Here is a 13,331-nt window from a genome sequence, read left to right as displayed (position 1 = left end):
CTAAGCACTATACACACAGTGGCTTGGCTTTTTTTAACAACCAAAAATTGCGTAGATGCGCAGCCATCAGCAATAAACTGCCGACAACGGAGAAAAGCACCTCTAAGCTTGGCACAAATAACGCGGTGCCAAGCAGCGACAAGCCAATCAACGCGAGCAGTAACGGCAGTGTTTGATGATGTTGACGCAACCCCTGAGGAAGAGCCCATAACGCCAAGGCTGCAATAACGAGGAAAAGTCCTTGATGAATGCGCTCTGAGAACAAAAACTGCCCTAAAATAGATGTCGATATCAAAAAGCCTGCGGGCAATACAATGCAATGGACTAGGCAAAAAGCACTGAAAAAAATAGCTAATTTATCTTTCATAGGTCCTCCCTTAAATTTCAAGTGTTATATTATAACATTTTGTGCTGTATTGATATCTTCGCATCTTCAAAATAAATCGACGCTTAGCTATTGAAATTCATCGGCATGTCCCAATTTAAATTTGAACGACTATTCAAAAAGGAGTGACTATGTCATTATCAAACCGCCAGATCGTATTGAACTCTCGCCCTGAAGGTGAGCCCGTAGCAGATAACTTCCGCCTGCAAGAGGTGGACGCCCCGAAAGCGAAGCAAGGGGAAATGCTGCTGCGCACGATTTATTTATCTCTTGATCCCTATATGCGCGGGCGCATGAGCGACGCCGAGTCTTATGCCGATCCTGTGGCTATCGATGAGGTGATGGTCGGTGGTACGGTCTCCCAGGTTGTTGAATCTCATATTGAAGGATTTCAAGCAGGGGACTGGGTACTATCAATGAATGGCTGGCAAGATTACGCCATCAGCAATGGTGAAGGCGTTATTAACCTAGGCTCCCAGCCACAAAACCCATCTTATGCTTTAGGTGTTTTGGGCATGCCAGGATTTACCGCTTACATGGGGCTACTTGATATTGGCAAGCCACAAGCGGGGGAAACCGTCGTGGTTGCTGCGGCCAGTGGCGCGGTGGGTGCTAATGTTGGGCAAATCGCCAAGCTAAAAGGGGCAAAGGTCATTGGTATCGCCGGTGGCGCGCAAAAATGCAGTTATGTAAAGGATGAACTCGGCTTTGATGCCTGCATCGACCATAAAGCCGATGACTTTGCTGAGCAATTAGCCAAGGTTTGCGACAGCGGTATTGATGTGTATTACGAAAATGTCGGTGGCAAAGTGTTTGACGCCGTATTGCCGTTATTAAATACCGGTGCGCGTATTCCAGTGTGTGGCCTTGTTTCGCAATACAATGCCACCGAATTACCGCCAGGGCCTGACCGCTTATCATTGCTGATGGGGAAAATCCTTACTAAACGTATGACCATGAAAGGGTTTATCATTTTTGATGATTACGCTCATCGCTATGAAGAGTTTGCCACCGACATGCAAAAATGGGTGCAAGAGGGAAAAATTAAGTATAAGGAACACCTAATTGAAGGGCTAGAAAATGCACCTGAAGGCCTCAATGATGTTCTGGCAGGGCGTAACTTTGGCAAAATGGTCGTCAAAATAAACAACCCCGAATAATGCAAAAGCGAGCCGAGGCGCTTGCCTCGGCGTTAAAAAGTTAATGCTTTTTTAGTTGTCGAAGTGAAGTTACAGCGGTATTGGAAACTGAGTCGAATTCACTATTCGCCCAGCCACCATAGTATGATGAATAGTTTAAAATGATACTCTCACCCTCTGTTGCCAGAGGTGCAAAACTTTGTATAAGAGTTAATTCATTATTGTTTAATGCATTTTGTACGATGCCAAAACATGTAGAAAAGTTAGTCGCTTGAGGACAATTATTATACTTTATAAAAACGACGCGATTATCGTAAACTCCCCAAAAGTGTGTTGTCTCTTCACTCAATTCAACTTCATCGAGAGGGCCATCGGCACGTAAATTGAATCCCAATGTGCCATTGTAGTGAAAAACTGAGTAATAGATATCGTCATTTTCATTTACCCAATCTAGGTGCTCATACAAACCGGCAAAGCTTTGCGCTGAAAGCAGCGGCTGCTCTTCGGCCTTCATAAACAGACTCATAGGTCTTTTTGTTGTATATACATGGCTTACATCTGGCGACACAAAAATATCGTCATCTTTGTGTTGGAAGAAGCCAACTTTATATTCATTGCCAGGGTTACCTACAAGCAAGTGATCCGCTTTGATCTCATAAGGAAGTTTTAGCTCTAATGACCCCTCAGTATGTGGAACCGTTAAAGGAATAGTCAGCTCGCTGGCAGAATCAAAGATGACCTCAACCACTCCTTTAAATTGTGTTTCACTGGCAAGATCATCGTGAACTGATGCTAATCGACCAACATATTTTTGTCCGAATTCTAAAGAGGGGGGGGCTACTTTGTGCAGGCGATAGGTGGCGCTTAAAGAAGCATAGTCAGCTAATAAAGGGGCTAAGCCAATATAGTCATCTACTTCGTAGCCATTTAATGAAGACAATACTTCGCCACTGTGCAGTGCATCATACACGACAAAGTTATCATCAACGTAAAGTGGCTCGATGTAATCGATGTTGCGACCTATCGTCACTTCTTCCCAACGAGGTGCACTGGCGTTTTCAAAGTCTTTAGAAAAACTAATCTCGGTTTCATTCACAGTGAAGTGCTCACCATCGAGTTTTCCAACTAGGCTAGCGTAATAAAAAGAGCGATCAGGTAACGAAACTTTCGCTTCTAAACGAGTTTCAGCGTTAGCGGTGAACAGCCCTAAAAATGTGAGTCTAGGGTCTATTGCTGTTGTAAAGTAGGCATCTTCGATTGTAGGAGCAGAGCGTTTGGCCATATTAAAAGTGTAGTTTTGCTCTAGCCCCTCGACATGGATACGCAGTTGCGAGTCAGACTCAGCGACGGCACGCAGCGTTGCAGTTTGTTGCTCACGCTCGCAGTATGGGCCACATAAAGCAGGGTCAATAGCTAAATTCACAGCGGTCGCACTATTGTTTAACTCATAGTCAAACTGCTTCATGGTGTCATCAATAATTAGCGCGCCGGCATCATAACCATTAAATACAATATTAAAATCATTAGCGCTATTTGACCAAGCACCACGCAGTTCAGCGCGACTCAGACTGATGTCATCACGCCATTGCTCGGGGTTGTCATCTACTTCAACGGTTAAAGAATAGGCTTGGCTAAGCTCACCGTCGGAAACGTTCAGTGCTAATTCGTGACTGCCAATATCAAAAAAATCCGGTGCCAACGTTAACGTGGCGGTATTCTCGGTAAGGTCCACAGTGACCCATTGTGGTTTGTCTTCAATGGTAAAGGTGAGCGCATCACTTTCGTTGTCGCTCATCTCTAGAGTGACCGTGGAGCTTTGCAAAGCTTTAACCGTGTTGTTGGCAACACCACTGAGCGATGGGGCTGTGTTTTGTGGTTGTGAAGGGGCACTTTGTGAATCAGAAGAGCTGCCACCGCAGCCAAAAAGAGACAGTGCAATAGCACTACAAAGAAGCGAATGTTTCATTTTAATTATGTAAATCCTTGTTGATATTAGCAAGATGAGTCACGCAGCTGTTCCAAGCGTGCGTACATATACTCGGTAAAAAAGCCATGCATTAAAAAGCGTTGGCTGAGGTTCCATGGCCCAACTAAATACAAAGGATGTTTGTTGTAAGCCATTTCGGTGAGATTAGGTTCGCCAATCATTTGGCCAATGCGAATAGCCATAGATTGGTCTAGGTTAAAGCCATTAATGGCGTCGCGGTATTCGTCGCGTTTGAGCAGTAAACAAAACAGGCACATAAACAGTGCATGAGCACTTTCAAAGTCTAAAAACTGGCTCCAACGCTTTTCCACCTGAAAATCATCCATATTAACCGCTTGCCAATGGTGCCAATCAAGCTCAGCTTTAGGCTGTGATAGCGGTTGCCAATGGCCGAGCTGAGCAAAGGCTTTAAACAAGCACTGATCATGCTCAACAAAGCTGGCATGGCGCATATCATCAATGGTTTTTGGATACAGCGGCACCGGCTCAACACCGGCTTTATCACTATTGGCGATGATAAAATTCAAGATGTTAGACTCGGTGGCATAGTGGCGCAAAATCAGCAAATTAGCCTCCACACTTACAAAGTGGCGACAAAACCAGCAAATCAGCTTTTGTAGTAGTCCATGGGCACTAAATTGAGGCAGCGGTAGGCGTTTAAATAACCACACTAAATGCAGCAAAATAGCGAATAGCCCTTGAAAAAGCGGGCGCACTAACCAGCGCAGCGGGTTGTTTAAGTCTTTAAGCCATAAATCCACAGCCGCTTGCTCAATGGGGATGGAATTATCAACGGCCAGCGCTTGCAACAGCGCTGAGTCGTTTTTATTGGCGCTATTATTAGCCATCGACTTCCTCCAATTGCAGGGCGTAAAGGCGAGCGACAACCTTGGCGGTGCGTAAAATAGCTTGCACTTGAGACTCGTTTTGACACACCCGGTCGATTAATTGATAAAGCTTTTCTAAGTGGGCATCGTCGTTTTCGCCGTGGTAGCGCATAAAGCGAGTGTACTCACCCTCTAACGCGACACATTGCTCTATTTGCTTTGCCCAATCGCTGGCCATCTTGTGGCCTAGGCCTTCAATGATCCACATCGCGCCTATCATATCCACCGGGTTGGGCTGCGAGCCGCGATACATTAAAAACGCATGCAAGGCTTCGCTACCGGCGTTGCGAGGGGCGCTGAGAATATCGTCAAGTTGGCCGCCGGTGGCAAGGTAATCTTGCTCTAACACCTCGTAATCTCGGTGCTCTTCTTGGGCATGACCAATGACCACGGCGCGTACATCGGCATAGTCTCTATCAAAGCTTGAAGCGGTGCGGGTGATCCAACGGGCTCCCTCAACCACCTGCTGGCGCAGATTAAGGAGTAATTTTTGGTAGTCGTGCACAGTAAACTGACCACGCTGTAGGCGCGCAATAATGTCGACACGCCCAAGTTGGCGCTCAAAGTCGAACCAAATGCGCATTAGCCCTTGCAGGCACTGCTGGCCGTGTTCACTTAATACGTAATGTTCCATATTTACTCCTGTACCACGGTTAATTTCATGTAGGCGTTATTAAAGCGGCCGCTTTCCGGCACCATACAGATAATGGTATCGCCTACGCCATACTGCTGAGTGCGACGAAATTCATCAAGCATAATAAAAATAGAGGCGCAGCCGGTGTTGCCGCGTTCATACAAGTTGGTGTACCACTTATGCTCGGGAATATGACAGCCAGCGCGCTTGAGCATGTCGAAGATGGGCTGGCGAAAATAGTCGGATGAGTAGTGACACAGCAAATGGTCTATCTCGTCGACCTGGACACGGCCTTGGTCTAATAGCCGTAAAAAGCCATCCACGCCTAGTTTGACGATGTTATCGAGTAAGCGCACATCTTGGCGTAATAAAATAGCCCCTGCGGCCTCTGCATCGCGATAGCTCGGGTAATCCTGCCATGGCTTAGTGCTTTTATCCGCCGTACCCACCGACATACACACGGGATAGGCATCGGCGTGCGAAAAGCTGCGGATCCACTCTATTTTAAAGCAGGTGCCACGGGGTTGGCGCTCGAGCATGAGGGCGCCCGCGCCATCGGAGAGCATCCAGCGTAAAAACTCGGCGTTAAAATCTAGCTGCGCGTCTGCGGCCTCATAACGGCTGGCTTTGAACAGCCGCGAAGTGAGTTCACTGGCGACCACCATGGCCGATTCGTGCTCGCCAGCCAATAGTTGTAAATAGGCATTCTTTAATGCCATTAAGCTGCTCGAGCAAATGCCGTGACTGGAGTGGATTTCTACATCACTGAGTGCCAGCTCGGCTTGCACCATAGAGGCAAACCCGGGCAGCACTAAATCCCCTTGGCTGGTGGCAGCGCACAATAAGCCAAGCTGATGTTTATCAAGATAGCTTTGCGCAAGGCAGTCGGCACCCGCTTTAGCGGCCATTTCGGCGTTAGAAATAGTGGTGTTGTGATCGCTATCAATGGCGTAATGGCGTGTTTTAATACCATTAGATTGTAAAATGCGCTTTTTTAGACGGCTTGCTTTGCCGTGCACATAGCCCAGAAGCGGCTCAATTTGGTCATTATTAATGGCCGGGCCCGGCAAGTGGTAACCCGTGCTGGTGATATAAACGCTCACGTTAAAGTCCTTTCAAACTGCTGCGTAAACAGCGAATATTTTCTTCTAAATAAGGGAACACACACAGCACCGCCATAAAGGTTAAGTAAGCGGGTAGGAACCAAGAGCCACCGTGAGGGTATTCCATCGGGGTAAGCTGCATTTGGCCTTGCCAATTGAAGGTGACTAAATCGACCACCACCGGCCAATTAACTACTGCGATGAGCGCCAACATATAAAGCGGCAAGGTCGCCAGGTAGCTGTGTGCATGCATCTCCCATATGCTGATGTGCCGCTTACCCGTCGCGTACGAAACATCCCAATGGGCCACCACCTCGTGCAGCAGCCAAGCGGCAAAGCATATCAGCAGCACCAAAACATTTACGCGATATAGCAAACACATCAGGATAGGAATACCCACTTGGATGCCCATCACCGAGTGCATTAATGACTCTTTTAACCCAGAGGTGTGTTCGATATCGGTTGCGCGGTGACAACACCAGTCAATGAAGCCGGCAATGCCCCATAGCGGCAAAAAAACGAAGAGTAAGAGGTTGATCAGTATCTGTGCAGTATCCATAGCGTTCACACTTCCATGTTAGGAAGCGAAGATTACCACAGCAGCTAAAGGCGGAACAAATATTCGTGTTTAACGGCTGTTATGTGCAAGCTTCGACGCGAGTGTACGGATTTCTTGCGCGTTACTGTCAGACCACGCTTTGGCGCTGGCTTGATTGGCATCAAGCCACAGGTAACTAAGGTGCTCGTCGGCGGCCAGTTGGATTGGATAACGCTTGGGCAAGCACAATGAGAATACATACTCGGTATTCACCGTTGCCCCCGGTTGATAGCGATAGCGCCATTGCTCGCGGATAGCATAACGGTGGCAGCGCTGTTCATCCACCAGCCTGAGTTGCTGCTGGCTAATATCAATGCCGGTTTCTTCGAACACTTCGCGAGCTGCGGTAGCACAGGGGAGCTCACCCTCATCAATACCGCCGGTAACCGATTGCCAAAAGTCAGGGTCATCAGCGCGTTGTAGTAACAGAAATTCTCCCTCGAGGGTGTAGATAACCACGAGTACAGAGTAAGGTTGGCGTAGGCTCATATTCGTTGATAACTGCAATTAAAAGCACAGGGTGCATTAAGATTTAAGTATTGTCTATGGTGCTGATACGTAGACCAACGCCTAGTCGCTCACTACGCAATTACGACCCTGATGCTTGCCCTGGTATAAACAATTGTCTGCTTGTTTTAAAAGTGCGCCGGGGTGGGCGGTGGTTTGCTCAGTAGAGGCAACACCTATCGTGGTGGTTACCGAAATGCTGTGTTCGTGCGCTTGAATGTGGCAATGCTCCACCTGACGGCGTACTTTTTCTGCCACATGGCGTGCTTGTGCCAAGGAAGTATTGGGTAAAATAACACTGAATTCTTCACCGCCAATGCGAGCAAAAATATCGTACTTACGTAAAATGGCGCTGATCTGCATGGTGGCTTCTTTGAGCACAATGTCACCGGCATGATGGCCATATTGGTCATTAATCTGTTTGAATAAATCAAAGTCGATGATCATCAGCGATACATGGGTACCATCTCGCTCTGCGCGAGCTAGTTGCTGCTGCAATTGTTCATTGAAATGACGGCGATTATACAGCCCGGTGAGAGGGTCGGTTGTTGATTCGCGCAGTAAAGTGAGCTCCAAGCTTTTACGATCGGTAATATCAATCACCATGCCAGACCATAACACTGTGCCATCGAGCTGGCGCTTGGGAATAGCATGAGCGAATAACCATTTTTCTTCATTGTCTTCAAGCTCCACTTTAAACTCGCACTCCCAGTCATCTAGGCTTTGCGCGGAATTTAAAATAGAACGTACCACCCGCTGACGATCGTCGTGGGCGATTTTGGTAAGCAACGAGGCGGGGTCCTGTTGCACTGCTTCGGGTGCGACTTCAAAGATGCGCGTACATCCCTCGCTTATGTAAGGGAAGTGCCAAGAGCGCTCAGCCGTTAGCGCAAATTGATAAATCATTCCCGGAAGCACTTGTGCAAACGCATCCAGCCGATTCGAGAGGCTGACATTTTCGCTTTTATCGGTGAGCGAGCCCACTAAGTAATCTTGGCCATTATTCGCCGTGGTTTGCATTCGTTGGCTGTAGTTGGTAAGCCAAATATAATGGCCGTCTTTGTGGCGAAACCGAAAGTCGGATTTAAACACCCCGTGTGCCCCTTCTTTGCGCCAGTGGCGGGTTTGTGTGTCCTGTGCATCTAAATCCTCAGGATGAATATGTTCGCGCCACCAGTGCGGGCTTTGTACGAACTTTATGCGGTTATAACCGGTAATGTGGCTTATCTGCGAAGAAATAAAACTAAAACAACAAGGCTCATCAAAGGGGGCTTTATAAATAGCGGCAGGGACACTGTCGATGATGGTTTTAAGCTCGTTTCTTACTTGTGTGAGTTGCTCCAAGTCATGCACGCGTTGGGTTATATCGATATGAGTGCCAGAGATCCACTCGGGTTTGTCATCTGCGGTGCGGGTCACCACTTTGCCGCAATCTCGAACCCAAACCCAATGACCCTGCTTGTGCTTCATGCGCACATCACATTGATAAACAGGGTCTTCACCGCTGAAATGGCGGTCAAAGGCTGCATCCGATGCGTGTAAGTCCTCAGGATGGGCGTAGAGCAGCCAAGTATCAATTGAAATGGGTGAAAGCTCATCCAAGGTATAACCAATAATATTGGCCCAGCGCTCATTTAACACAACCTCGCCGGTTTGCATATTCCACTCCCACGTGCCGGCTTGAGTGCCCTCGATTAAGGCCTCCAAACGCTCAGCATTGGAGCGCTGTCGGTAACCCTCAAAATGTTCGCTTAATGAGACCACTAAACTACTTTGGTTGCCTTGACACCACTGCGCTGTAGCAATAAACGTACGTTGTTCAAGTTCAACTTGCAGGGTAATGTAGGGGGCTTGCTTGCAAAACGTAGTGAACACACACACATCTTGTTTGTTAAAAAATGAAAAGTCATCAAAATGCAGACCTACATAGCGCTCAAGCTGAGCGGGGTGCGCAGCGCTGCAAACTCCTTGCGAGTCGAAAATAAGCAGTGATGTGTGCGACTGTGTCTGCAAAGTGCCTCCTTCCTTAGCCAAAACAATGACCTATTTAAGGTACCGATACTTTAGAGTGTATTTATTTCGATAGCTCATACAAAAGTATAGGCTAATTATTAAAAGCTATTTATTTTTAGTGCGTTACTAGATTAAAAAATGAGAAAACCGCAATATTTTTGCCCTCAATACGTTTAGCTTGGGTTCATTGGCGCACATTTACAGTAAAGTTATTGCGAAATGGTCAACAGACCAATTAAGGAGGTTGCTATGCGACTGACAGCTTTATGCTTAACTACGTTACTGGCCGGTGCCCTTCCTATGAGTGAGGCAATGGCTAAGCCTGAACACTTCACGCCCCCAGGCCATGCGAAGAAAATGCACCACGGCAAAAAACATAAGCACAAACACAAAGAGCGCTATGAGCGCCACCATCACTGTGATCATTACAGCCATAGATACGACGATGACTACTGGCGTATAGGCCGACATATTGATTATGACGTATACCGTCATGGCAAAGTTCTGAGGCGAGACCGCCATGGCAAAGTTCTGAGGCGAGACCGCCATGGCCATGTAATTGTGGATATGCACGGTGATGTGTTCCGGCTATTAGAGAACAGCCTAGAAATAGTTGAGATTATCAGCCGGAGACATTAATTTTTAAAAACGCCTCAGTGAGGCGTTTTTTATGTGCAAAGCACTCCATTACTTTTTGTTTGTTATATGATAGCTTTTAACTAACTTTATAAATAACAAAGCTTTTTGTGAGTAGCGACTTTTACAACACCCATGCTGAGCGCTTAGCTGAACAGTATCTAAGCACTGACTTTGAGCAGGTACATGAGCAGTGTATGCCATATATTGTGCCGGTACTGAGCAAGGCTCGCGCTCGGATCCTTGATATTGGTGCTGGAGCAGGTCGGGACGCGCGCTATTTTGCTGAACAAGGTAACCAAACTCAAGTCTATGCTGTGGAGCCAGCGGAACTGTTAGCTCAGCTCGGTGAGCAGCATACGCAAGGCTTATCTGTGACCTGGCTCACGGACTCATTACCAGCACTTCATGCCGTGACAAGATTAGAAATCAGTTTCGATCTTATTTTACTTAGCGCTGTTTGGATGCACATTCCGGAGTCTCAACGCGAACGCTCGTTGCGTAAACTGACCAACTTACTTAAGCCAGGCGGACAAATTGTTATTTCCCTGCGTTATGGTCAAGGTGAGCATGAGCGTAGCGAGCGAGCTATGTATCAAGTTTGCGCTGACTCGCTTAAAGCGATGGCTCGCAATTTGGGCCTTAGTTGCACTCTATGTACTGAACGTGAGGGCGATAAGCTAAAACGTGAACAAGTAAGCTGGCAAACGCTGGTTTTTCGTTTACCAGATGATGGTTCCGGTGCATTTCCGCTGATCCGCCATGTGGCGTTAAATGATGGTAAGTCAGCGACACATAAGCTCGCCTTAATGCGAGTGCTACTGCGTATTGCCGATGGCCACCCCGGTGCTGTAATACGGCGCGAGGATAATCGCGTGATATTGCCAGCTGGCTTAGTTGCTCTTTATTGGTGCCATCAATATAAAACCTTAATTGATCACTACCGCCTTTATCAAACGCCCAATAAAAGCCCTAATATGGGTTTTATGAAGAAAAATGGTTGGCACAAATTAGGCCACCTCACCGCCTCAGATCTGAAAGTCGGGAACGGTTTTAAAGGAGAAGAGGCAAAATCTGTGTGTCGCACGTTGTCGCATGCGGTGAGTAACATTCGTGATATGCCTTGTCGTTACATTACTTTCCCTAATACGCAGCAATGCGTGTTTGAACTCAGCAGTTCGGTAGTGCGAGCTACTGATTTACTATTTCTTGATTTTCAAACGTTATGCAAATGGGGCGAGTTCTCTTTGCCTGAGCACACCTGGACAGCGCTTAATCGCTATGCCTGTTGGATTGAGCCTGTTTTAGTCAATGAGTGGGCTAAAACCATGCAATCCTATCAGGGCAACAACCAGTACCAGTGCCCCACTAAGCGTCATATTTTTATGGAAGCATTGAGTTGGTTGGAACCGAAAAGAACGACAACCGAGGTACGCCAGCGCTTCGACGAATTGCGCCATGCAGGTGAGAGTTTATCTTGTGTCTGGACAACCCGCAAGCTGCAACGAGAGTATGACATTGATCATTGCATGCCCTTTGCGCGATGGCCCAATAATGACCTGTGGAATCTGCTTCCCGCATCAGCTCAAGCCAACAACGAAAAGCGTGACCGCTTGCCAAGTGTGCAGCGCCTAGAAGCTCAAGAAGGTTTAATAAAGCACTGGTGGCGTAGTGCTTGGCTTAATACTGGCGATGCAGCGAATCGACAAAAGCAACGGTTTTTTGCAGAGGCTAATCTGGCTCTGCCGAATTTAGATATTAATAATACCTCAGTCGATGATCTTTTCGACGCCTTAGTGTTGCAGCGTGATCGTTTACGAGAAATGCAACAGCTTCAAGAATGGTGATGCCTTACTTTTAGATTTTATAAAGCTCGAAGTTTTATCATCATCACTTATTCCACCACTTTTAAGGTACGGTACTCGTCGTAGGCGAATTGGTCGGTCATGCCGCTGATGTGGTCTTGAATGAGTCGACAGCGGTGGTAAAACTCGTACAGGTGAAAGTGTTCGGCGTTTGTATCCAGCGCAGCAACGGCTTTTTCATAAACGTTGAGGTATTTCCCCGAGAGTTTCTTCACCATGCGTGTGGCAATTAAAAAGTCTTTGTGGTGGCTCAGCACTTGGGTGAACTGCTCGTGCTCTAAATCAAGTAGCACTTGGTACTCATCGAGCAAACCGGAGATGATTTTATAGCCTTGTAGCTCGAGCTTTTCAACCTCGGGATGACAAAATACGCGTTCACGAGCGACTGTTTTCAAGGCATCGGTAATGGCTTGGTGGTGGCTGCCATCTTCGATTAATGAGGCGTTGAGAGTGCCGGCGTACACCTGCTCTATGTTGTCTTTAAAGCGCGTTGCCGCATGCTCGACCAATGGGTGTAAGAGTTTTACACGCAGATAAATGAAAAAGGTGTTGTTGTAGTTAAACTCGGCCTCATCTGCTTTTTGTAGGGCAAACTCGCAGGCTTTGGCCACCAGGTCGCTGTAACCTTGCTCTGCGGTATCCAGTGCGGCCAGTCTCTGGCGATAAGCGTCATCTAAGTAGTGCACTAATTTCTCCACCGAGAGTATGCCTTTTTCTACCGCGTCTTCCATATCGGCTAAGCAATAAGCGATGTCGTCGGCGGCTTCCATTATGTAGCTGGCGGGGTGACGACAGCCATTATCCATTTCTAAGGCATCACCCAATTGAGCGATGAACGCGGCCTCGCTGTGGTAAAAGCCGACTTTTTTCATAAGGTAGCTTTTATCTTCAGGGCGCGCGTTTTTCGCCATAGTGCCGGGGCGAGTGTATTTAAGAATGGCCGCTATTTGGCTGTAACTTAAGTTCAGCGCTAACAGCGAGTGAACTGCGCGGATCGCTTGCGCGTTGCCTTCGAAGTTTTGTAAATCAAGCATTAGCTGGTGCTTTAGCGGGTGTGTTTGCGCAAGCGTCGGCAACGGGCCAAAGCGTTGCTGCAGGTAGCGGCTAAACCAGTGGTTGATGGCGGCCTCACCAAAATGGCCAAAGGCCGGATTACCTATATCGTGCATCAAACACGCCATTTCCACTAAGGTCTCAAAGGGCCGCTCCATGTCGGTGAGGCCATAGTGTGCACGCTCTTGTGCATTGAGCTTAGAAAACAGTTTTTGCACAATAAAGCGGCCGTTTTGCTGTACCTCAAGAGAGTGGGTGAGGCGTGAGCGTACGGCGGCATTGCGCTCTAATGGAAATACCTGAGTCTTTTGCTGCAATCGACGTATGCCGGAGGAATTGATGATGCGGCCGCGATCGCTCTCTAAGCTGGTATGCAAAGTTTTCAGCGGGTTCACTTGGCGTGCGGTGTTTATTTTTGTAGTAAAATCGATGTGCGCCATCATCACTCCTAGATAATTGACCTGCGTCTAAATTAGCAGCTTTAGTTCACAAATCAATGTGTTATTTCGGTGTGAGTGATAGCA

General features: G+C 47.4%; 12 protein-coding genes. 3 read left to right on the top strand and 9 right to left on the bottom strand.

The genetic code is table 11. From position 1 onward, the window contains the following. Positions 1-7 precede the first annotated feature (7 nt). Positions 8-367 carry a MerC domain-containing protein gene (locus MHM89_RS06955; RefSeq protein WP_239408460.1) on the bottom strand — a complete coding sequence of 120 codons (360 nt, stop codon included), beginning with the start codon at positions 365-367 and terminating at the stop codon, positions 8-10. 149 nt (positions 368-516) lie between these two features. Here MHM89_RS06955 and MHM89_RS06950 point away from each other — a divergent pair, with 149 nt between their 5' ends. After that, positions 517-1,545: an NADP-dependent oxidoreductase gene (locus tag MHM89_RS06950; protein WP_239408459.1), complete on the top strand. Its 1,029-nt coding sequence runs from the start codon at positions 517-519 to the stop codon at positions 1,543-1,545. Positions 1,546-1,585: 40 nt separating this feature from the next. On the opposite strand, the gene MHM89_RS06945 is transcribed toward MHM89_RS06950, so the two are convergent. From MHM89_RS06945 to MHM89_RS06915, 7 genes are all read right to left on the bottom strand, one after another. Continuing rightward, positions 1,586-3,490 carry a hypothetical protein gene (locus MHM89_RS06945; RefSeq protein ID WP_239408458.1) on the bottom strand — a complete coding sequence of 635 codons (1,905 nt, stop codon included), beginning with the start codon at positions 3,488-3,490 and terminating at the stop codon, positions 1,586-1,588. 26 nt (positions 3,491-3,516) lie between these two features. After that, the gene (locus tag MHM89_RS06940; protein WP_239408457.1) at positions 3,517-4,359 is read right to left on the bottom strand and encodes a hypothetical protein; all 843 of its coding nucleotides are present in this window, start codon (positions 4,357-4,359) and stop codon (positions 3,517-3,519) included. After that, the gene (locus MHM89_RS06935; RefSeq protein WP_053909584.1) at positions 4,352-5,032 is read right to left on the bottom strand and encodes an iron-containing redox enzyme family protein; all 681 of its coding nucleotides are present in this window, start codon (positions 5,030-5,032) and stop codon (positions 4,352-4,354) included. The genes MHM89_RS06940 and MHM89_RS06935 overlap by 8 nt, the downstream gene beginning before the upstream one ends. Positions 5,033-5,034: 2 nt before the next feature. Continuing rightward, positions 5,035-6,135 carry a beta-ketoacyl-ACP synthase III gene (locus MHM89_RS06930; protein WP_239408456.1) on the bottom strand — a complete coding sequence of 367 codons (1,101 nt, stop codon included), beginning with the start codon at positions 6,133-6,135 and terminating at the stop codon, positions 5,035-5,037. A gap of 1 nt (position 6,136) precedes the next feature. Then, entirely contained in the window at positions 6,137-6,694 is a 558-nt protein-coding gene (locus MHM89_RS06925) for a diguanylate cyclase (RefSeq protein ID WP_239408455.1), read from the bottom strand. A gap of 69 nt (positions 6,695-6,763) precedes the next feature. Further along, the gene (nudB, locus tag MHM89_RS06920; protein WP_239384884.1) at positions 6,764-7,222 is read right to left on the bottom strand and encodes a dihydroneopterin triphosphate diphosphatase; all 459 of its coding nucleotides are present in this window, start codon (positions 7,220-7,222) and stop codon (positions 6,764-6,766) included. 81 nt (positions 7,223-7,303) lie between these two features. After that, complete coding sequence (locus tag MHM89_RS06915; RefSeq protein WP_239408454.1) at positions 7,304-9,253, bottom strand: sensor domain-containing diguanylate cyclase; 1,950 nt, start codon at positions 9,251-9,253, stop codon at positions 7,304-7,306. A 249-nt stretch (positions 9,254-9,502) separates the two neighbouring features. Here MHM89_RS06915 and MHM89_RS06910 point away from each other — a divergent pair, with 249 nt between their 5' ends. Together MHM89_RS06910 and MHM89_RS06905 are read left to right on the top strand one after the other, a co-directional pair. Then, positions 9,503-9,892: a hypothetical protein gene (locus tag MHM89_RS06910; RefSeq protein ID WP_239408453.1), complete on the top strand. Its 390-nt coding sequence runs from the start codon at positions 9,503-9,505 to the stop codon at positions 9,890-9,892. Between the two features lie 107 nt (positions 9,893-9,999). Next, positions 10,000-11,736: a methyltransferase domain-containing protein gene (locus MHM89_RS06905; protein WP_239408452.1), complete on the top strand. Its 1,737-nt coding sequence runs from the start codon at positions 10,000-10,002 to the stop codon at positions 11,734-11,736. A 47-nt stretch (positions 11,737-11,783) separates the two neighbouring features. Here the strand turns inward: MHM89_RS06905 and dgt are convergent, their stop codons facing one another. After that, positions 11,784-13,247 carry a dGTPase gene (gene dgt / locus MHM89_RS06900; protein ID WP_239408451.1) on the bottom strand — a complete coding sequence of 488 codons (1,464 nt, stop codon included), beginning with the start codon at positions 13,245-13,247 and terminating at the stop codon, positions 11,784-11,786. Between the last annotated feature and the right edge of the window lie 84 nt (positions 13,248-13,331).

This window comes from Pseudoalteromonas sp. CNC9-20 (assembly GCF_022347875.1).
Classification (GTDB): domain Bacteria; phylum Pseudomonadota; class Gammaproteobacteria; order Enterobacterales; family Alteromonadaceae; genus Pseudoalteromonas; species Pseudoalteromonas ruthenica.
The sequence above is the reverse complement of the archived record's forward strand: the minus strand, read 5'-3'. Positions and strand labels throughout refer to the sequence as shown.